This is a genomic window from Intestinibaculum porci (genome assembly GCF_003925875.1).
In the GTDB taxonomy this organism is placed as follows: domain Bacteria; phylum Bacillota_I; class Bacilli_A; order Erysipelotrichales; family Coprobacillaceae; genus Intestinibaculum; species Intestinibaculum porci.
The window spans coordinates 528,690-548,604 of the sequence record NZ_AP019309.1 but is presented as its reverse complement, the minus strand read 5'-3'; the positions used below and the strand labels follow the sequence as shown (position 1 = coordinate 548,604).

19 protein-coding genes are annotated in these 19,915 nt (G+C 39.7%); 5 read left to right on the top strand and 14 right to left on the bottom strand.

Translation table 11 applies throughout. The features are described 5' to 3' along the window. Positions 1-34: 34 nt before the first annotated feature. Genes SG0102_RS02655 through SG0102_RS02610 form a run of 10 tightly spaced genes read right to left on the bottom strand, consistent with a single transcriptional unit; the run spans position 35 to position 10,029 of the window. Positions 35-664: a V-type ATP synthase subunit D gene (locus SG0102_RS02655; protein ID WP_125118517.1), complete on the bottom strand. Its 630-nt coding sequence runs from the start codon at positions 662-664 to the stop codon at positions 35-37. Further along, positions 664-2,091 carry a V-type ATP synthase subunit B gene (locus SG0102_RS02650; protein WP_125118516.1) on the bottom strand — a complete coding sequence of 476 codons (1,428 nt, stop codon included), beginning with the start codon at positions 2,089-2,091 and terminating at the stop codon, positions 664-666. The genes SG0102_RS02655 and SG0102_RS02650 overlap by 1 nt, the downstream gene beginning before the upstream one ends. Positions 2,092-2,104: 13 nt before the next feature. Further along, positions 2,105-3,853: a V-type ATP synthase subunit A gene (locus tag SG0102_RS02645; protein WP_125118515.1), complete on the bottom strand. Its 1,749-nt coding sequence runs from the start codon at positions 3,851-3,853 to the stop codon at positions 2,105-2,107. A 17-nt stretch (positions 3,854-3,870) separates the two neighbouring features. Next, positions 3,871-4,461, bottom strand: coding sequence for a V-type ATP synthase subunit E (locus SG0102_RS02640; protein ID WP_125118514.1), 591 nt, complete (start codon positions 4,459-4,461; stop codon positions 3,871-3,873). A 15-nt stretch (positions 4,462-4,476) separates the two neighbouring features. Continuing rightward, positions 4,477-4,785: a V-type ATP synthase subunit F gene (locus SG0102_RS02635; RefSeq protein ID WP_125118513.1), complete on the bottom strand. Its 309-nt coding sequence runs from the start codon at positions 4,783-4,785 to the stop codon at positions 4,477-4,479. A gap of 10 nt (positions 4,786-4,795) precedes the next feature. Then, entirely contained in the window at positions 4,796-5,218 is a 423-nt protein-coding gene (locus SG0102_RS02630; protein WP_125118512.1) for an ATP synthase subunit C, read from the bottom strand. A gap of 16 nt (positions 5,219-5,234) precedes the next feature. After that, on the bottom strand, positions 5,235-7,130 hold the full coding sequence (locus SG0102_RS02625) for a V-type ATP synthase subunit I (RefSeq protein WP_125118511.1): 1,896 nt from the start codon (positions 7,128-7,130) through the stop codon (positions 5,235-5,237). Positions 7,131-7,145: 15 nt separating this feature from the next. After that, on the bottom strand, positions 7,146-8,663 hold the full coding sequence (locus tag SG0102_RS02620) for a V-type ATP synthase subunit I (RefSeq protein ID WP_125118510.1): 1,518 nt from the start codon (positions 8,661-8,663) through the stop codon (positions 7,146-7,148). Positions 8,664-8,680: 17 nt separating this feature from the next. Continuing rightward, positions 8,681-9,718, bottom strand: a complete 1,038-nt coding sequence (locus tag SG0102_RS02615) for a V0D/AC39 family V-type ATPase subunit (protein WP_125118509.1) — start codon at positions 9,716-9,718, stop codon at positions 8,681-8,683. Beyond that, positions 9,718-10,029, bottom strand: a complete 312-nt coding sequence (locus tag SG0102_RS02610) for a hypothetical protein (protein WP_125118508.1) — start codon at positions 10,027-10,029, stop codon at positions 9,718-9,720. Before SG0102_RS02610 ends, SG0102_RS02615 begins: the two co-directional genes overlap by 1 nt. Positions 10,030-10,247: 218 nt before the next feature. On the opposite strand from SG0102_RS02610, the gene SG0102_RS02605 reads away from it, so the two are divergent. Beyond that, the gene (locus SG0102_RS02605) at positions 10,248-11,042 is read left to right on the top strand and encodes an HAD-IIB family hydrolase (RefSeq protein ID WP_125118507.1); all 795 of its coding nucleotides are present in this window, start codon (positions 10,248-10,250) and stop codon (positions 11,040-11,042) included. A 148-nt stretch (positions 11,043-11,190) separates the two neighbouring features. Continuing rightward, on the top strand, positions 11,191-12,351 hold the full coding sequence (locus tag SG0102_RS02600) for a homoserine dehydrogenase (RefSeq protein WP_125118506.1): 1,161 nt from the start codon (positions 11,191-11,193) through the stop codon (positions 12,349-12,351). Positions 12,352-12,374: 23 nt separating this feature from the next. Here the strand turns inward: SG0102_RS02600 and SG0102_RS02595 are convergent, their stop codons facing one another. Together SG0102_RS02595 and SG0102_RS02590 are read right to left on the bottom strand one after the other, a co-directional pair. Next, positions 12,375-13,361, bottom strand: a complete 987-nt coding sequence (locus tag SG0102_RS02595) for a helix-turn-helix transcriptional regulator (RefSeq protein WP_125118505.1) — start codon at positions 13,359-13,361, stop codon at positions 12,375-12,377. A 12-nt stretch (positions 13,362-13,373) separates the two neighbouring features. Further along, the gene (locus SG0102_RS02590; RefSeq protein WP_125118504.1) at positions 13,374-13,955 is read right to left on the bottom strand and encodes a hypothetical protein; all 582 of its coding nucleotides are present in this window, start codon (positions 13,953-13,955) and stop codon (positions 13,374-13,376) included. A gap of 296 nt (positions 13,956-14,251) precedes the next feature. On the opposite strand from SG0102_RS02590, the gene asd reads away from it, so the two are divergent. Next, complete coding sequence (gene asd, locus SG0102_RS02585) at positions 14,252-15,349, top strand: aspartate-semialdehyde dehydrogenase (protein ID WP_125118503.1); 1,098 nt, start codon at positions 14,252-14,254, stop codon at positions 15,347-15,349. Between the two features lie 167 nt (positions 15,350-15,516). On the opposite strand, the gene SG0102_RS02580 is transcribed toward asd, so the two are convergent. Next, complete coding sequence (locus tag SG0102_RS02580; protein ID WP_125118502.1) at positions 15,517-15,795, bottom strand: hypothetical protein; 279 nt, start codon at positions 15,793-15,795, stop codon at positions 15,517-15,519. A gap of 94 nt (positions 15,796-15,889) precedes the next feature. On the opposite strand from SG0102_RS02580, the gene SG0102_RS02575 reads away from it, so the two are divergent. Then, on the top strand, positions 15,890-16,294 hold the full coding sequence (locus SG0102_RS02575; RefSeq protein WP_125118501.1) for a hypothetical protein: 405 nt from the start codon (positions 15,890-15,892) through the stop codon (positions 16,292-16,294). A gap of 812 nt (positions 16,295-17,106) precedes the next feature. Continuing rightward, complete coding sequence (locus tag SG0102_RS02570; RefSeq protein ID WP_197715066.1) at positions 17,107-18,216, top strand: cation diffusion facilitator family transporter; 1,110 nt, start codon at positions 17,107-17,109, stop codon at positions 18,214-18,216. Positions 18,217-18,254: 38 nt separating this feature from the next. Here SG0102_RS02570 and pckA read toward each other — a convergent pair whose 3' ends face one another. Continuing rightward, positions 18,255-19,847: a phosphoenolpyruvate carboxykinase (ATP) gene (gene pckA, locus SG0102_RS02565; protein WP_125118499.1), complete on the bottom strand. Its 1,593-nt coding sequence runs from the start codon at positions 19,845-19,847 to the stop codon at positions 18,255-18,257. Positions 19,848-19,915 lie beyond the last annotated feature (68 nt).

The window sequence follows — 19,915 nt, the reverse complement described above, 5'->3', positions numbered from 1 at the left end:
CATAAATAGTGAATATAGAAAAAAAGCGGGAAGACTAAGCTTCGCCGCTTTGTGCACGTTCTTTCTGTCCTTTGATGACCTTCTGTCTTGTGAATTCTTCTCTTTCCTTTTCTTCGAGCGCTTCGGAAATCATCTTCACGGTTGCTTCGAACTGAGGAATAGAGATATTCTTCAAGGCATTGGCACGCTTCTGGGTCTGACGGATGGCATTGGCTAAGCGGTAAACCGAGTTTTCAATTTCCGCTAATTTAACCGTCAATTCCTTGACTTCACTAAAACAGATATAAGCGTAGTCAATTTTGGAATTGGCTCTTTCAAAGCCATAGCCGACACGAATAGGCGTATGTTCATAATCAATACGTGGTAATTCTACCCCCATGACAGAACGGTATTTAACATGTAAGCCATTATCTTCAGGAACGTTTTCAACGAGGTCGCTGATAATCCCGGAAGAGACGTTCGCGTCTTCGAGAGCGCGATACGCTTTGGCATAGGAATCGGTGATCTGATCGCGGACTTCTTTAACTTCGCCAAGCAGACTCATCATTTCCTTAATGAGAACGTTACGCTTTTTATCGAGCAGATCATAACCAAGTTTGGCAAGAGCAAGCGAACTCTTTGTGGCCATTAAGTTCGCTTTTGTTGGGAATACCTGTTTTGCCATTATTTCTGTAATTCCTTAATAATGTGATCTTCTTTGAGGCCAAAAGTCTTCACGGCCTTTTCGTGATCATAGAACTGATCTAAGACCTTGTTGTCAACACGGTCTAAGGCTGATCTAGGTAAGACGGATAATAAGTTCCAGCCTAAATCAAGTGTTTCCTCAATTGATCTGTTTTCGTCCCCTTGGTTAAGGAAATGCTGTTCAAATAAACGTCCAAATTCCATATATTTCTTATCAGTATCAGACAATTCATCTTCACCGATAACGGATGTTAAGGACTTAACATCCTGAACATGTGCGTAGCAGGCAAATAGCTGGTTGGCACAGTCCTGATGGTCGGCGCGGGTAAAGCCTTCGCCGATCCCATCTTTCATTAAACGTGATAATGATGGTAAGACCCCAACTGGCGGATAAATACCCTGGGCATTTAAGTCCGCATCAAGAGTGATCTGACCTTCGGTGATATAACCCGTTAAGTCAGGGACTGGATGGGTGATATCGTTGTTAGGCATTGTCAAAATTGGAATCTGGGTCACTGACCCTTTCGCATATTTTGAGATACCAGCTCTTTCATAGAGAGAAGCTAAGTCTGAATAGAGGTAACCTGGGTAACCTTTACGACCTGGGATTTCACCTTTTGATGATGAATATTCACGTAACGCTTCACAGTATGAAGTGATATCCGTATAAACAACTAAGACATGCATATCATGTTCGAACGCTAAGTATTCAGCGGCGGTTAAAGCACATCTTGGTGTTAAGGTACGTTCAACGATTGGATCGTTGGATAAGTTTAAGAATAAGACGGTACGATCCATAACGCCGGCTTCTTCAAAGGATCTTCTAAAGTAGTTGGCAACATCGTTAGTAACCCCCATGGCTGCGAAGACAACGGCGAAGCCTTGGTCATCGTTCGCAACACGGGCATTTTTGACGATCTGCACGGCTAACTGGTTATGTGGTAAACCAGAACCTGAGAAGATTGGTAATTTCTGACCTCTGATTAATGTCGTTAAGGCATCGATCGAAGAGATCCCGGTATTGATATAGTTCTGTGGATAGACACGAGAAACAGGGTTTAATGGCTGACCATTGATGTCCGCTGATTTTTCAGCGTAGAGATCGCCTAAACCATCGATTGGTTTCCCAGCCCCATTGAAGACACGCCCTAACATTTCCATCGAAAGAGGCAGCTTCATTGGTTCCCCGATCAAACGGGTTTTAGTATTGGTTAATGACAGACCACGAGTCCCTTCAAAAACCTGGATGACACATTTTTCGCCTTCAATTTCAGCCACACGGCCTGTTCGCTTGGTGCCATCTTTTAAGACGAATTCGACCATTTCCTCGTTAGATGCATTTTTTACGTGATCTAATACGACTAATGATCCATTAATATCGTCTAATCCTACATATTGTAGTGCCATATATTAAAACCTCCTAGTCAATAGATGCACATGCTGCATCGATCTTTTTATAGTATTCGTCAAATTTAGATAAATCTTTGTTTGGAACATCGTATTTCATCTTGACAACATCATCGAAGATACCCGTTTCGATTAATTCACGCACTGGTTTTCCTTCGGCAACGACTTCCTGACATTTCTTATTTAAGTAAACGATGACTTCCATCATGTCTAACTGTTTTTCTAGTGGAACATACGTATCATCAGGATGGAAAGCGTTCTGCTGTAAGTATCCAACACGGACAACGCGGGCTACTTCCATTGTTAACTTCTGATCATCTGGTAAGACATCAGAACCCATTAACTGGACGATTTCCTGCAGTTTCGTTTCTTCGGCTAAGATCGTCTTTAATTCCTGGCGATCCTGCATGAATTTCGAACCGACATTCTTCGTATACCATCTTGTTAAATCAGGAATGTATTCTGAGTAAGACTGGTTCCAGTTGATGGCAAAATAATGACGGGCATAGGCTAAGGCTTTATCCAAAGCCCAGAATGTACGAACGAATCGCTTCGTGTTCTGGGTTACTGGTTCGGAGAAGTCACCACCCTGAGGGGAAACGGCACCGATAATCGATACAGAACCCTTTGAACCATTTAAGTTTTCCATGTAACCAGCACGTTCATAGAACTGTGACAGTCTTGATGGCAGGTAAGCTGGGAACCCTTCTTCGGCTGGCATTTCTTCCAGACGACCAGAGATTTCTCGTAAGGCTTCGGCCCAACGAGACGTAGAATCGGCCATGATGGCTACATGATAACCCATATCACGATAGTATTCCGCTAAGGTTACACCGGTATAAATAGAGGCTTCACGAGCGGCTACTGGCATGTTGGATGTATTGGCGATTAAGACGGTACGGTCAACTAATGGTTTGTTTGACTTTGGATCGACTAATTCACGGAATTCTTCTAGAACCTGTGTCATTTCGTTGCCACGTTCACCACAGCCGACATACACGATGATATCGGCATCACACCATTTGGCAAGCTGATGCTGGGTCATTGTTTTCCCAGTCCCGAATCCGCCTGGAATGGCAGCGGTCCCGCCTTTAGCAATTGGGAAAAGCGTATCGATGACACGCTGACCAGTGACTAATGGCATCGAGATTGGTAAACGTTTATTCACTGGACGAGCCTTTTTAATTGGCCATTTCTGATAGAGTTTTAACTCTAAATCAACACCGTTATCCTGCGTTAGGATAACGATTGTATCTTCTAATTTATACTGACCATCGGCTTTGACATCTTTGATTGTTCCTTTGACATAAGGCGGAACCATTAAACGATGTTCAATGAGATCCGTTTCAGGAATCGTCGCATAAATGTCGCCGCCCTGGACTCTGTCCCCGACTTTGACTTTCATGGTTACATCCCATAATTTATCAGTTGGTAAAGGATCAACGTGTGCCCCTGTTGGAATAAAGGCATCCGCTTCCTTGGCAATTTCTTCAAGGGGTCTTTCTACACCATCGAAGATGTTTTTTAAGATCCCTGGACCTAAGGTAACTGAGATTGGCTGACCAGTTGAGTAAACTGGTTCGCCAGGCATAAGTCCAGTTGTCGATTCATAAACCTGGATAGTGGTTTTATCTTTGTTGACAGAGATAACTTCCCCCATCAGTCGTTTATTGCCGACATAGACCATTTCCTGCATTGAGAATGTTTTTGAATTCCGTACAGTCACGACTGGTCCATTAATTGAATAGACTACATCTTTCAAAACTTATACCTCCTATCTTATTTGATCATTAAGCCTGAGTTATTCGCAAACCAGGTTTTCTGGTTTTCTAAGGCAAATTCTAATGTTTCGTTGACGACTAAGGCATCAGCGGTGTTTTCCAGGATGAAACCACCTAAGGTGATTTCATCGCTGGCTTTCACTTCCACAGTTTTGCCATAGGCTTTCTTTAATTCTTCGCTATACTGCATATCTTCTGCGCGTACTAACATCACTGCATCGACAAAATCGTTATCTGCAGCGGCTTTCGCTTTCTTAAGAAGATAATCTTTATATTCTGCACTCTTGGTAAACGCAACGAGTTTTTCACGGGCTGCCTTGAAGACTTCAGCGACGTATTCATCACGTTTCGCAATTAATTTTTTCGTTCTCTGTGTATGAGTTTCAGAAATCTCTGCGGAAGCTTCAGAATGAATTTCTTCAAGTTCCTGTTTTAATTTCAGATCAGCATCTTTCTTTGCTTCTTCCTGCATTGACTGTAATGCTTCATCTTCCATTTTCTTTACTTCGGCATTGATCGCATCAACCTGCTTTTGCGCAGTGTGTTCGATTTCTGCTTTCATCGAGAGAAAAACATCTTTTTCCTGCATATTCTTTTTCTCCTGTTATAATTTAACGCCAATGGCTTCAGAAACGTAACCATCGATGGCTTCCCCAATTTTGGAATGACCATGACGATCAGGAATTTCTGTAATCAGTGGTTCAGGCTGTTTTAATTTAAGTTCAGAAATAACATCTGGAGCTAATTCGATCAGCTTCGTTGTCACGAGAATGACAGCAACCTCTTTATCATGCATCTTTTTATCGAGAAGTTCTAAGAACTCCTGGCGTTCATGGACAACCTGACCATCTATGCCAACCAGACGCATCGCCGTTAAGGTATCGATGTTATCGCTGATCAAGTAGAATTTCATGGGAATACTCCTATAAGTTATTGATGATTAAGATAGAGATTAATAAACCGTAGATGGCAACCCCTTCACCTAAGGCAACGAAGATTAAGGATTTACCAAAGTTTTCAGCGTTTTCAGAGAAAGCACCGATGGCTGCAGGAGCAGCTGCGGCAACGGCAATCCCGGCACCAAGAGCAGATAAACCAGTCGCTAAAGCAGCCCCGATGAAACCTAAGCCCTGAGCCATTGTGCCAGTAATAGAAGCGCCGGCAGCGAAAACTGGTGAGTTAGATAATGCTAAGAAGAAAGTTAAAGCAGCGGCCCCGAAAACGCCTGAGACATGTAAGCCTAAACGTGCTTTGGCCCCTTCTTTAGTTGCTTTTCCTTTGAAGACCTTTACTAAAGGTAATGTTAATGCTACGACTACAATAGCTGGTAAAATAAATGTTAACATAGAATTTTTTCTCCTTTTATTTTTCTAAATTTTCTTTCATGCTGATAAATGGTTTTCCGTTACCTTCATAGTAACGAGAGAACATTTCATAGAATTCAAGACGTAAGACCTGGATCCCGACGATCATACCTTCCAAACACATAACGAAGGCATTTCCTAAGACTAAGGTGATCCAGTAACCGACACCGCCGATCATTTCTGCTAAGGTGTAGACAACTAACATCATCCCGGCATGGGATAAAACGAAGCCGCCGACACGCAGGAAGGACATTGTGTTGGTAATAAATGTTAAGACAACATCGAATAATTCGAAGAAGCCTTCTGTAAAGAAGGAACCAAATCCTTCTGGGAACATCTTATAGCCCTGCATCTTACGATTTAATGGTTCTTTTAAGAAGATCAGTAAGATTGGTAAGACAATGCCGACTACGATATAAGGTGTGCCAAGCGGCAGCCCTAACTTGCCTAAGGCATTGATGGCTAAAAGAATGACACAGATATAGAAGGCTAAACCAGCAACCCCGTTTTGGGAGAAGAGGAATTCGCCCCAGTTCTTCTTTTTCGCATTAATGTAAACATTGAATGACATCGAAATGATAATCAGTAAAACCCCAATGCCGATTGCGGCGAGCAGTAATGGCATCGTGTTGGTTGATTTCATTGGCATAAAGAATGGTGTTAAGATTTCTTCTGAACCGAAGACGGAACCGAAGAGACAGCCAAAGATGATCGAGAAGACCCCGATTCGTGTCCCGACTAAACCTAAACGTAATTTCTTTAACTTCCAGGCTAAGAACCCAACGAGAATTAAGACAGCCCCCTGGCCGACATCACCAAACATGATCCCGAACAGGATACAGTAAGAAATGGCTACGAAGTTGGTTGGATCCATGTCGGTATAAGCCGGCACCCCGTACATTTCCACGAACATGCCAAACGGTTTTGAGAACCAGTTCTCTTTCAGCTTGGTTGGCGGCGTTAAACGGGAGTCGCCCATTGGCGGCTTGATTTCCACTTTCACATCATCGCGCACTTCAAACTCTTTCTTGAGTTTCTTCGCATATTTGTCTTCACAGAACCCATAAATCGCAGCCTGCTGGCCAAAGACAACAACATATTTCTGCGCTTCACTGGTTTCCGCATTCTCTTTACAGGTCGCATAAATCGTTGATAAATCAGCTTTATTATCGGCAAAGAGTTTTTGCTTGCGGCTTTCATATTTGTCAATATTCTTTTTCGCCGCATCATTTTCTTCTTCTAACTGGCCAATCGCTTCTTTTGGCGTGCCATGAACGAAAGAAGGAATATGAATTCTTTCAAAATAAAGAGATGAGAAGATATTATCGACTTCTGGTGCATGGGTTTCTGTCGTCATATACAGACAGTAACAGTACTTGCCATCCTTGAAGAATGGTTTAAATAAGAACACCTGATCGTCATAATATTTGAGTTTGTCAAGATTCATTGTGGGCATATAACCATAACGAATCTGTAAGTAATGGCTTGTGAACAATTGATCCAAATTGAGGTGATCATCCTGCATATTTTTTAACTGGGTGATCGCTTCATTGTTTTCATTGATCATCTGCTGCAGATCTTTCTGCAGTTTGTCAATTTTGTTTGCCTGATCGACAACATCACAAAACAGTGCATCCGCCTGAGCGATATCAAGCATTTGAGACTTGGCATCGTCTAATGTTAAACCTAAATTACTTTTGGCTTCATCCATGCGGGCTAATAAATCCGCATAAGGATTAGGACGGTTTAACACTGTTAAGCCGCGTACACTATCGGCAAACTTTGAAGCAGGTTCAGGATGAAAATCTTCCGAATCAACAAGTTTTGATAGGATGACATCACTCTGATCTTCTGGAAATTCAATTTCCACAAGCTTCATTTTTGCTATTGCCATGATGAGCTCCTTTCTTTAATTTTGGTTTTTCTTATGAATCGCATTCTTAAAGAAAATCAGGAGTACGCCGATCACTAAAACAACAAGTAATGGCAGATAGTTCACAACAATATGTGTTTCAATACTGATAGCTAAATAAGCTGCTACCATTAACGCCATGATAATGCCGACGATCCCTTTCATTGAGAATACTTTGTTCACCATCGATTTCTCATTGTAAATGACTTTGACGGTATTAATGCAGTAAGTGCCTAAAACAAGTAAGAGCGCTGCATTAATAAATCTATGAATAAAATTCCCCTGAGGAATCAATGAATGATAAAGATCCACAACATAGAATGCATTACCATAGGCTAAGCCGCCAACAAGGGTAGCGACACCTAAAACTGTTAACAGCTTACCATTTTTCTTATGTAATAATAACCCGAGGACTACGAGGAGCGCCCCTAAGCCTAAATCACCAAGTAACAGGAAGAAGGTTAAGATATAAAGCACGGCAAAAGCCAGTGTCATATCAACATGATCCTGCTGTTTGACTTTGGCGATGGATTCAAAAGGTTTCGCCCAGACTGGGTTATAGGTAAGGGTTGGTGCGATAATGCCACGATCTTCGTAGATATCGCAAGGATAACTCTTAAATTCCACTTCTTCCCCGTTGAAGTGATTAACCATTTCCCCTGCTAATCGTGAAGGAATAAAACCATAAATCGCATAACGTGAAGAATAATCCACAACGAATGATTTTTCATCCTCCAAGCCCTGCGTATAAGCTAAGTAACTATAGATCTTTAATAGTTCTTCCTGGCGCAGTTCTTTGATGGTACGAAGCTTGTCATCAGCAACCTGAATATATTTCTTCATACCGGCAATCTGCTGCTGCAATTCACGTTTGGCATCTTCAATCGTGCCATGAACGAATTCCGGAATTGCCACATCCTTGAAGCCCATTGATGAGAAGACGTTGTCGACCATCAGATGGTGTTCATTAGGAGTGATGTATAAACAATAAATATGTTTTTTACTTTCCCCGAGTTTCAGAAACATTGCCATTTCTGATTTGTAATAATCTAACTTATCCTCATTACGTTTACGAATGCGGCCAATGCGCGTCGTCAGATAAGTGGTACTCATGAGTTCTTCTAAGTTTAAAGATGTCTGGCTCATCCCATCTAATAAGGCATAAGCATCTTCATCTTCTTCCATTTCCTTGACTAACTCTTCTTTGTTGTGAGCAACCGCAGTAATTTCTTCCGCAATATCTTTCAGAGCTTTTTCAATGTAATCACGATTTAACATCGTGACTTTGCCCTGAACTAATGGGAGGCTGATCTTGGCAGCTAATTCTTCTACCTGATCTAACATTACTTTAATATCTGAATCCGCTTCGATCGTCACCACGCCTTTGACGTTGTTGACAATCTTACGGGCCGGCTGAGGATAAAATGATGTCTCTTCTTTCACTTTATCAAGGACGCTATTTAAATGCGGCTTGCTAAAGCTTAAAGAGAGCATTTCCATTTTTTCAATAGCCATATGTAATCCCCCTACTTCTAATAAATCAGCATTGCTTTAATGCGTTCACTGTCTTCGCCATAGCGCAGACCTTCAATAATATGTTTCAGATTGGTTATTTCGCATTCGTGAACAATCAGAAAAGCCATGTAGACGCATGCTGGATCGGTTGAGAACCGCATGTAGCGTTTGGCGAGATGATAAGAAATCTTGGTAGCGTGATATTCAATATACACGAATTCCTGATCATCTATATACAGATGATATGGTGAAGCGGCTAATAGCTTCAGAAATTCCTTAACATCCTTAGCCTCGATCAGTTCATCCATCATCTTACGTGGAATACGTGAGTATTCCATGATTAAGGACTGTTTGATCACTTCTGGTGAAACTTTGAAATATCGTTTTAAACGATAGATCTTAGTGATATTTTCTAACTCGATACTGGTATAGATCATCGTTAGAAGATCTTTTTGTTTCTGACCTTTAAATAATGATTTTACGGTTTCAACTTCATAATGATAATATGTCCGTTTTAAATCATATTCCAACAAATTCAGATCGACTTTTTCATCATCATCTGTTGGCATATGCTCAACAAGATCGTTATAGTACATCGTCTTCTTGAGATAGTCACATAACATCGGATAGGAGTCGATACTTAACAAACCATAAATATTAAAGGATGCATATTTTGCTAAATAAGCAGGAAGATCCATATCATAGTTTTCATGGTTATCGCTATTAAGCAAGCTTACTTTTGTAAGAATTAGACGAATTTCTAACCGTGTGACGCCTAATGAATAGAATTTAATGTCTTTTTTGGGTACATAATGAATGAGTTTTGAGGACTTCATGAACGCTTCTTCATCGAGCAGCGCTTCGAGTTCTCCACGGTGAATGTTGGTCCCTTTGACATCTTCAAGAGCTTCCGCATAAGCTGTTTCACTCTTGAGATAAGTCATGACATCATTCACACTGCGTCTTTTTAAGAGTTCTTCGTATTGCGCGTCAGTTATATGATGCGCATACATTGCTTTTGCCTTAGACGCAACGGCATTGGTTGAAAAATTCATTATGACGCTTTACATCTTTCTACGATTTCTTTCACCCATTCATCTTTATGCTGCGCATAAAGATCAGAGAGCTTCTGTGATGAGGCATTGTATTCTTCTTCATCACTTTTCTTCTGCGCTTCAATCTGTGCGCGAAGCTCTGCTTTCTTTTCATCAAGTGTCTTCTGGTACTGAGCTACGAATGATTCATAAATTTCTTTTTTCTTATCGCCCATATTTAAAGATACATCCTGTTTTTTCTTTTCCGCATCTTTAACAGCCTGAGCGCATTTATGGTCAATCGCAACGATTTCCTGAATCAACTCTTCCATACAGTTTCCTCCTTACATTCTTATTTACATATGCAGTGTAACTCTTTGTTTTGGAAAATTCAAACCCAAAAAACCATGTAAACGATAACAGTCAAACCTGCTATATTTTTTACGTATGTTAAAACAATAAAGTCGATATGAGACATAATTATATGCGTGATATTTTATTCTCATTTCTAATGATTCATCCTATGTTATAATGATTTCGAGGTGAATCTATGAAAATACTTGCAAGTGATTTTGACAATACATTATATTTCCACACTGGGTTCAAGGCGGAAGATCTCCAGGCTATTAAGACTTTTCAGGCCGCCGGTCATAAGTTTGGCGTCTGCACCGGCCGTTCTTATAACGGTATTGTGGCACCGAGCACCAATGTCGATATCCATTATGATTTTTATATTTGCTTAAGCGGCGGCCTGATTCTCGATGAAGATGGCGAAGTCCTTTTTGAAAAGCAGTTTCCCTATGCAATCGTCAAAGAGATATATGCTCGTTATCCAGTGAACGTTTCAGTGGTTTATGGCAATGCCATGTATTTGCTCAATGACAAAAACAATCATTTCAAACAAAGCATCAAAGCGCTCTATAAGAAAATGAAGAATCAGCCCAAAGAGAATATCCGCTTCATTGATCAGTTAGATGATCTCAAGGCCCAGCAGATTCCTTCCTTTTCGTTCCATTATCGCCGTGGTGAACATAATCAGGCAGTCAACCTTGCTACCTATATTAATAAGACTTATGGCGACTATGTGAATGCCTATGTCAATGATATCCATATTGATGTCTGCGCTAAAGGCTGCTCAAAGGGTCATGCCCTCAAACAAATTGGTGATTACTACCATATTAATAAGGAAGACTTATGCGGAATTGGTGATAACTTCAATGATCTCCCGCTATTACAGGCCGCTTATGATTCCTTTACTTTTGACTACGCGCCAATCGCTGTGCAAAAGCAGGCTAACCATATCGTGCCGCAGTTGTCTGATGCTATTGATGAATTACTTTTTTAGCATTCTTTTTTAGCTTTTTGATAAATTAATGAGATTAATTATTTAATAATAAGGAATTCACATGAAAAGAAATTGACAAGTGTGTGCATCTTTGTTAATGTTACAATGAATCAAACAAGTAAATACGCAAAGGGGGACTTGTATTATTATGATTATAGGTATCGTTGGTCTAGGTACAGTTGGTTTTGGTACATTAGATATCCTGACAAAAGAAAAAGAAAGACTTGAAAAAGAAATTGGTGAAGAAGTCGTTGTCAAATACGGCTGCGCCTTAGAAAACCCTGGTCTTCCTGAAGGTGTCATTTATACAACTGATTTCCATGATGTCTTAGATGATGAAAGCGTTGATGTCGTCGTTGAATTAATCGGCGGGTTAACCTTCGCAAAAACAATTATTATGGGAGCCATTGAAAAAGGCAAACATGTCGTAACCGCTAATAAGGCATTGCTTGCTCATGATGGTCAGGAAATCTTTACCGCAGCCAAAGAAAAAGGTGTCAATGTTTTCTATGAAGCATCCGTTGGCGGAGGTATTCCAGTTGTCGTACCGGCAAAAGAAAGCTTAATTGCGAATAATATTAAGAAGATTGAAGGGATCCTCAACGGCACTACAAACTTCATCTTAACCTTAATGGAAACAGATAACTTAGATTTCAAAGAAGCCTTAGCGATCGCGCAGGACTTAGGTTTCGTGGAAGCTGATGCATCCTTAGACTTAGATGGCTTTGATGCCGCGCATAAGATTGCTATTTTAGCAATGAATGCTTTCCATATCTTCTTTGACTTCGATAAGATCCATACCACGGGTATCCGTCAGGTCACAAAACAGGATATGGATTATGCGAAAAAACTTGGTTACCGTATTAAACTGATCGCTCAGGCAGAAAAGTTAGACAATTCGATCGGCATCGATGTGTCACCTACTTTAGTGCCTATGAGTGATATTGTTGGTAATGTTATGCAGGCTTATAACGTTGTTGAAATTACCAGCGACTATGTCGAAAACGTCTTATTCTATGGCAAAGGGGCCGGCCGTTATGTGACTGCCAGCGCTGTCGTATCAGATATCATGAAAACCCATAATAAAGAATTATGGACCCATGATTATACCTATACAGATGCCATTACACCAATTGAAGACTCACGTTTCTATGTCCGCTCTTCTCAGCCATTAGATATTGATTATGAAGAATCTTATTCGATGGATGATCAGTATATCTACATTACTACAAAGCAGAATTTAAATGCTTTAAAATTACAGCTTTCAGGTGTGAAATACACTTTATTAAAAGTCAGAGACGAAAAATAAGACGGTGCGTCAGCACCGCCTTTTCATTTGTAATGTTTTAAGGTTTTCTCGACTTCTTTGCGAATATCCTCACGGATACTCTTTGGTGAAACGACTTCAACCTGAGAGCCTAACATAAGTAACCAGCTTAATAAACCGCGAGAATAACTTTGTGCTGTAACCACCGCTTCATACCATTCTCCGCTTAAGCTTTCAATAGTGATATTTTCACCAAAGCGTGAAACGACTTCTCGTAAAATACCTTTATGGAAATGTAAGACTAAATCGGTCTCCACCCCATTGACAAACATATTGAAACTGCGGCTGATATAGTCATCAATATCATAAGAATCACGAATATCATAGAAAGCGCCTTTGCGGGTTAAGACCTTGCGCATGCGATCGATCCGATACATTGATAAGGAATTTTTACGTAATGAGAAGTAACCAATCATATAATAATGGTTATTGGATAAGACAATCGTATAGGGCGAAACAACATATGTTGTGCCATGATTGCCATGCGTAGAAGCCACTTCATAAGGATGGCGATTCTCATCAATCTCATAACTGACATACTCAAAGGCAATATTCGTCTGGGTCGCAATGGCCTTCATAATGACGGATAAGTTTAACATTAAAGAAAAAGGTTTTTCATCTTTTTCCACATGGGTAATCAGGCGTGATTCCTGGGAAGCTGATGAAAAGTATGTGAGCTTATCAATCAGTTCCTGCTTTTCATTATAAGATAAGTCTTTATTATAAGTGATGGCATCGATGAGCAGCTGCAGCTGCCCATCTTCAAAGTATTCTTTTCTTAACTGCCAGCCGACCTTGCGGATCGGCACAAACATATCTTCCTGTAAGACTGGATAAAAGAAGGCATTGATTTCCCTGATTGTTTTATAGATTGTCTTCATATCCATATGCTTACCTTGGGCATCCAAGGCTTTGGCGATATCTTTACCAGCCATCGCTTTGCCAGGTGACGAAGCGATGATCGCAAAGATGACAGCCATCTTTTCCCCCATCGTGATCCCTCCTTAATAAGTGCCGAGTGATAAAGACAGTTTTGCGGATTTCTTAAAGTGTTTCTTCAATGCATAATAGCCCGTCGTCGAATAAGAGTGGAAATAATCAAGCAGGGCTTCTTTAGGCATCGTATCACAGGCCATTAAATATGTATAGGCTAAGTCAATATTTTTCTCGACCAGACATAAGTAAGCCGCCTGCTGTAAAGTGAGATAGCCGGCCTGATATAAGGCATCAATCAGACTCGCACAGTCTAAGTCCATAATATGACGTAACAAGCGATAAATGGCAATAGGTTTCTGGGTCGCTAAGATGAGTGGTTTTAAAGCCGCCTTCATCTTCTCTACCACTTCTTCACCATGAAAGAAGTAATTGATCATCACAAAATGATATTCCATTTCACTCGCCCCTTGAGCGTTCATCAAAGCCGTTAAGGCGTAGGCTAAGTATTCTTTTTTATGTTTCTCGACAAACGCCTTTACCTGACGTTCTAAGAAGCAGTCTTCCACCTCTTCACTGCCACTGATCTCTTCTAAATAGTCCTTCATATCTTCTAATGTGAAATGCATTAACTCTAAATAATTTTCGATCATTGTCGTCACTCCTTTTCTCTTTGTGACTCCATTATAGCGAAGAAGCGTCAGACACGTTTTTCAAAACCGCATTTGAAATCCGTTTTTCTCCCTTTCATTTACTTTTCCAACATTTCCCTCCCCCTCTGTATATTTTCCTTAAAGAAAGTACGCAATTTCCTTGTATTTTGCGTCTTTTTTATGTATGATATTGCATAAGATATCGATTATTCGTCTTTACCGAATATCTCGATATATTCTTTTCTATTTTTCGAAATAAAGGAAAGAAATTTTATATTTATGAAACGGAGAGTAAAATGAGCGAAAAATTACGAGTCGGTATTCTTGGCGCTACTGGTATGGTAGGCCAGAGATTCATTGCATTATTAGAAAATCACCCTTGGTTTGAAGTGACAACCGTTGCTGCCAGCCCAAGAAGTGCGGGGAAAACTTATGAAGAAGCAGTCAGCGGACGCTGGAAGATGGATACCCCTATTCCAGCCGCAGTCAAAGATCTTGTTTGTTACAACGTTAATGACGTTGAAGAAGTCGCAAGTCAGGTTGACTTTGTTTTCTCAGCAGTTGATATGAGTAAAGATGAAATCAAGAAAATTGAAGAAGCGTATGCGAAGACAGAAACACCTGTTGTTTCTAACAACTCCGCCCATCGCTGGACCCCTGATGTTCCAATGATTATTCCTGAAATCAACCCAGACGCAACTGATGTTATTCAGTATCAGAAGGAACGTTTAGGCACTAAACGTGGATTCGTAGCTGTTAAACCTAACTGCTCTATTCAGTCTTATACACCAGTCTTAACAGCCTGGAAAGAATTCGAACCTTACGAAGTTGTTGTAACGACTTATCAGGCTATTTCCGGGGCTGGTAAAAACTTTAAGGAATGGCCAGAAATGGTTGGCAATATTATTCCTTATATCGGCGGTGAAGAAGAAAAATCAGAACGTGAACCATTACGTGTATGGGGTCATGTCGATCATGAAAAGAAAGAAATTGTTCCACTTGGTGAAGATACCATTACCATTACTTCACAGTGTATCCGTGTCCCAGTATTATATGGCCACACGGCTGCGGTCTTCGTAAAATTCAGAAAGAATCCTACAAAACAGCAGTTAATTGATGCGATGACATCATTCTCTGGTGAACCACAGCGCTTAGGTTTACCTAATGCCCCAAAACAGTTCATCCAGTACTTAGAAGATGATAATCGTCCACAGGTTACCTTAGATGTTAACTATGAAAATGGCTTCGGTGTTTCCGTTGGTCGTTTAAGAGAAGATAAGGTTTATGACTGGAAATTCGTCGGCTTATCTCATAACACCATCCGTGGCGCAGCTGGTGGCGGCGTCTTATGTGCTGAATTATTAAAAGCTAAAGGCTTCATCACTAAAAAATAAAGTACTTTAAAGAGATCTCAACACAAAGAGATCTCTTTTATTGTCTTCATTTATCTTTAAAGTTACTACTTTTAAAAATCACTCAATTTTTTCTATTTTTGCCTAAATAAGTGGTTTTATATTAAATACATTTATAGCAACATTTTTTTGATCTAATAGAGATATAACTATTTTTTGTTTTCTTCATCTTTCTTAAAACGAATTGGTACCACAATCAATGAAATAATACTTGAAACCACAATTGGCCAGTAACTGCTTATAATACTGACATAAATTGGTGTATCCCCTGGTTCATATGCATTATAAATAGCCCCAACACCGACAAACATCATAATAATCAGGACACACATAATAAAAATAAAGGTTGGATGGGATAAAATCTTATACCACCAGAATATTAAAGCGACGATCATCATGACCGCTCCTGTAAGTCCATTAATGAACATCTGCATTCCCCCATTTCTTTTCTATTGTATCATGTTTTATTGTCTTTTGAATACACTTTCATTTATGATAGAATAAGAGACGAGGAGGAATAACATGAAAATTTCCATTAAACGACTTATTATCTGGTTTGCCTTTTTAGGGACTTTAATTATGACTTTTTCCGTCTTACATAATTCAGACTTTGCGAAGATCTACTCTCCTGCCGTGGCCAACGCTATGACGATGGCGGATCGCATTCTTTTTAAAGTCTCTTCAGTTATTATCTATATTATGATTGGCTTTGGTTTGTTTGTCGAATTAGATTATGGCGGACTTAAAGAAAAACTACCTTTATTTAAAACGCGTAAACTCGCTCACCATATTGCAGCCTGGGCGATCATTATTGTGACTGCGATCATTCTTTCCAATGTCTCAGCCTCTGCCATGAGTCCACAATTCAAGAAAGCCTACAACGAATACAATAAAACAAGAATCGCTGAAATGAAGAAGAAAAAATAGTTTTTTCTTCTTTTTTTGTACTATCATAAAAGTAATATAAGTTCTTTCATTCGCAATCACAAATATGAGGAGCATCTCTATGAATTGGGATCATTTCAAAAGTTCAAAACGAATTTTAAAAACTGTAGTCGCCTTCGCTAATGGCATTGACGGGACATTGGTTTTGGTATTAAGAATAATCCATGGGTAGTCGTTTTTTTCTAAAGATCAAGTACTCGAATCCTAGGGATCCGGTATCCCCCGTATTGCTCTTCCTATCACATTTTTCCGACGTCCTTTTGAGACAGATCAATTTGGTGTCATCGATCCAGCGACAAGAGGAGAAAATACACATACTATCCCTATTAAAACAGAAACACATCATAATTCCATTATATTAAACTGATAAGGAAAATGAGATTTTAAGTGCCTTAAAAGTACATCCAGAATTCACTCAAGCTCTTCTTGCAAAAGAATTAAATTGGACTATCGATGCAGTGTAATATCACATTAGAAAATTACAATCAAAACACTTAATTGAACATATCGGTTCAAAGAAATTTGGTCAATGGATTATTAAGTAAGTCTTATAAGAGGCAGGAATCTTTCCCGCCTCTTTTAAATAACGTCCTATAACACATTATAAGGACCCAATAACACATTAAAACACCCAATAACACATTAAAACACCCAATAACACATTAAAACACCCAATAACACATTAAAACACCCAATAACTGCCTAATAACTAACTATACAAACAAAAGAGTCTCTTTCATTTTCTAGAAAGAATGATATACTTAATTGTGCACAATCATTAGGGAGGAATGCATATGCAAAATCGTGATGCGATTATTATTCAAACAAGTATTATTGGTATTCTTACAAATATTGCTTTAGCGGCTTTTAAAGCTTTTGTCGGCGTGATTTCTCATTCGATTGCTATTACTATGGATGCAGTGAATAACTTATCAGATGCCTTATCGAGTGTGATTACTATTGTCGGAACGAAACTCGCGAATAAAGCGCCTGATGCGAAACATCCAATGGGTTATGGACGTGTTGAATATTTATCAGCTACTATTATTTCCTGTATCGTTCTCTATGCTGGTATTACTGCCTTTGTGGAATCAATCAAAAGTATTTTCCATCCAAGCAGCCCAGACTATAAAACTATTGCTTTAGTCATTGTCAGTGTTGGGGTCGTTGTAAAAGTACTTTTAGGGTTATTTGTAAAAAAGAGAGGTCAGAAAGTGAATTCTAATTCCTTAATTGCCTCTGGAGAAGATGCTTTAAATGATGCCATTATCTCTGTAACGACTTTAGTAGCGGCGATCATCTATATCTTCTTCCATATTTCTTTGGAAGCTTATTTAGGGGCGATTATTGCGGCGATCATCATTAAGAGTGGTATTGATTTGTTGAAAGATACCTTATCACAGATTTTAGGGGAACGTATTGATTCACACTTATCGAAAGAAATCAAGGAAACGATTAATAGCTTTGATGGTGTCAATGGCAGTTATGACTTAGTCTTAAACAGTTATGGTGTTGATCGTTTCTTAGGGAGTGTTCATATTGAAGTTCTTGATACGATGACCGCCCGTGATATTGATGAATTATCACGTAAGATTTCCCACACTATTTATGAAAAATATCATGTGCTCTTAACGGGGATTGGAGTTTATTCAATCAATACCCTTAACAATCATATCAAAGAGATGGAAGATAAGATTCATGACTGTGTGATGGGGCATGATCATGTATTACAGATGCATGGGTTCTATGTCAATGAAGAAGAAAAAACGATTCAGTTTGATATTATCATCGACTTTGATGCCGAGGACAGACCGGCTTTATTCAATCATATCCATGGTGATGTCGAAGAGTTATATCCTGATTACCGCATTATTATGGCGATGGATAGTGATATTTCAGACTAAGAAAAAGGACAAGATTTTGAGATCTTGTCCTTTTTAAATTAGTCTAATGGTTTAGGGCCGGCATTTTTGATTTCTTCAGGCATATGTGGATACTTCTTTTCAAAGTTTTCCATAAACATTCTCGCTAATTTATCAGCCTGCGCATCGTACGCCTGACGATCCTGCCATGTTGATTTTGGATTCATGATATGATGTGGAACATTTGGACATTCCTGAGGAATTTCTAAATTGAATCGCTTATCATGAATGAATCTTGATTTTTCAATATCGCCATTTAAGGCTGCAGTGACCATTTCACGGGTATAGTTCAGACGCATACGATGACCGACACCATATGGACCACCAGTCCAGCCCGTATTGATTAAGTACACGCGAACATTGTTCTTTTCAATCTTTTCCCCTAACATCTTCGCATAGATATCAGGTGATAATGGCATAAATGGTTCCCCAAATAAAGTTGAGAAGGTTGGCTGTGGTTCGGTGATGCCACGTTCTGTTCCGGCAACTTTAGAAGTAAAGCCAGTCACGAAGTGATACATCGCAGCTTCTTCACTTAACTTAGAGATTGGTGGTAAAACACCAAAAGCATCAGCGGTTAAGAAAATAACGACATCAGGAGCAATCCCGACCGATGGGGTAATGGCATTATCGATATATTCTAACGGATAGCCGACACGGGTATTTAAAGTGATGGTGCCATCGAAATAATCAGGGATTCGAGTCACTGGGTCAACGATGACGTTTTCGACTTCAGCACCGAATTTAATGGCGTTATAAATATAAGGTTCGCCATCCTGAGTTAAGTTAATACATTTTGCATAGCAGCCGCCTTCAAAGTTGAAGACATGATCATCTGACCAGCCATGTTCATCATCACCGATCAATAAACGGTTTGGATCAGCAGATAAGGTTGTTTTACCTGTTCCTGATAAACCAAAGAAAACAGCGGTGCCTCTGGTTTTCGGGTTCATGTTACATGAACAGTGCATTGGTAAGACATTTTCTTCTAATGGCATGACATAGTTCATGACCGTGAAGACAGATTTCTTAATTTCGCCGCTATATTCTGTTCCAGCAATTAAGACCATATGATCCGCAAAGTTAACGACAATGGCTGCTTCAGAGTGCGTTCCATCTCTTTCTGGGACACACTTAAAGCCTGGGACAGCTAAGATGGTGTAATCCTGATCACCATATTCTTCCAATTCTTCTTCGTTAGGACGAATCAGCAGCTGATGAATGAATAAGTTCTGGCAGGCGCGTTCATTGACAACCATGAACTTACGTGAGTAACGCTGATCAGCTCCCGCAAAGCCCTGGAAGACATATAATTCCTTATCTCCCAAATATGTCATAATACGTTCTTTTAAAGCGTTATAAGCGTCCACGCTCATCGGACGGTTGACATCACCCCAGTTGACATGATCATGATCTTCTGGTGTATCAACGATAAATTTATCATCAGGCGAACGGCCTGTATATTTTCCTGTTTTAATAGAAAGAGCGCCGGTATCAGTTAAGATCCCTTCTCCTCTTTTGAGGGCTTCTTCGACTAAGGCAGCCGCACCTAAGTTATAATGTACTTTCCCGGTATCATTGTAGATACCGAGTTTTAATAATGTATGATCCATAATATCCTCGCTTTCTTCTTTTATGTAAGCACTATTATAGCACAAATGTAAGCGTGCACAAAATACTT